This is a genomic window from Dialister sp. CAG:357 (assembly GCF_000435155.1).
Classification (GTDB): domain Bacteria; phylum Bacillota; class Negativicutes; order Veillonellales; family Dialisteraceae; genus Dialister; species Dialister hominis.
Window position 1 is genome coordinate 1 of record NZ_FR896434.1, and the last position, 886, is coordinate 886.

The following is an 886-nucleotide window of genomic DNA, read 5'->3' on the forward strand; positions in this document are numbered from 1 at the left end:
AATACCGATTTACACAAACTATTTTACACTCCCCCTGACTTTGTAGCGCTTAATGAAAAAGGTCATAGGATGTATCAGCGGGCTCCAGAGTTATATAGATTTTGCCCGTGGTCAATGGTCTGATTCACATAAAGATGAAGATACAAAAGTGGAGCTTTCAAAACTTGACGAGCCCATACCAAGAGAAAAATATCACTATGAGATAACCAGCGAAAGGTACAGAAGATCCCCTATTATTAAGCATCAGGTCCTTAAAGCAGAACACTACCTTTGCGAAGTCGATCATCATCATGAGACATTCATCGTAAACAATACAAATCACGCGTACATGGAAGGCTATCATGTAATTCCGCTGAGCCATCAAAAGCAATTCAAGTACAGCCTTGATATTTATGCCAACGTCATCTGCCTTTGTCCAATCTGCCACAGGCTCCTTCATTATGGAAGAATCAGTGACAGAGAAAAGATATTAGATCAGATTTATGGAGAGAGAAGTGAACGCTTGGCAAAGAGCGGCCTGGATATCAGCAGGAAAGATTTCTTCGATCTGGCAGAGAGCAGATGAATAAGAGTTTTAAAGTGGTCCAAAATAGAAATGTAATAGTGATCTCTTATTTCCTGCTATAATGAGAACGAATAAGTCTTTCGGAGATATCGAGTGCTTTTATTGGTGGAATGGCATCGGGAGTGATCAGAATGGCAGCTCATGGAAAAACAATACAATTATTTCTAATGGACGGCGAAGCGACGGGACGTACTAAATGTACGCTGGCAAACTGGACTGGCATCGCATATAAGATTCCAAGAATCATGCTTGAGCAGTGCAAAGACCGCAAGAATCTCAAGCAGAGCGGCGTCTATTTCTTGTTTGGCGACTCAGAGAAAG

Annotated in this window: 1 protein-coding gene and 1 pseudogene; both read left to right on the forward strand. The window is 41.4% G+C overall.

Annotated features, from left to right (window positions below; genetic code table 11):
* Positions 1-148 precede the first annotated feature (148 nt).
* Positions 149-565 carry an HNH endonuclease gene (locus M3200_RS05935; RefSeq protein WP_288178181.1) on the forward strand — a complete coding sequence of 139 codons (417 nt, stop codon included), beginning with the start codon at positions 149-151 and terminating at the stop codon, positions 563-565.
* A gap of 131 nt (positions 566-696) precedes the next feature.
* A pseudogene (locus tag M3200_RS05940) lies at positions 697-886 on the forward strand (methionine sulfoxide reductase); the annotation flags it as partial.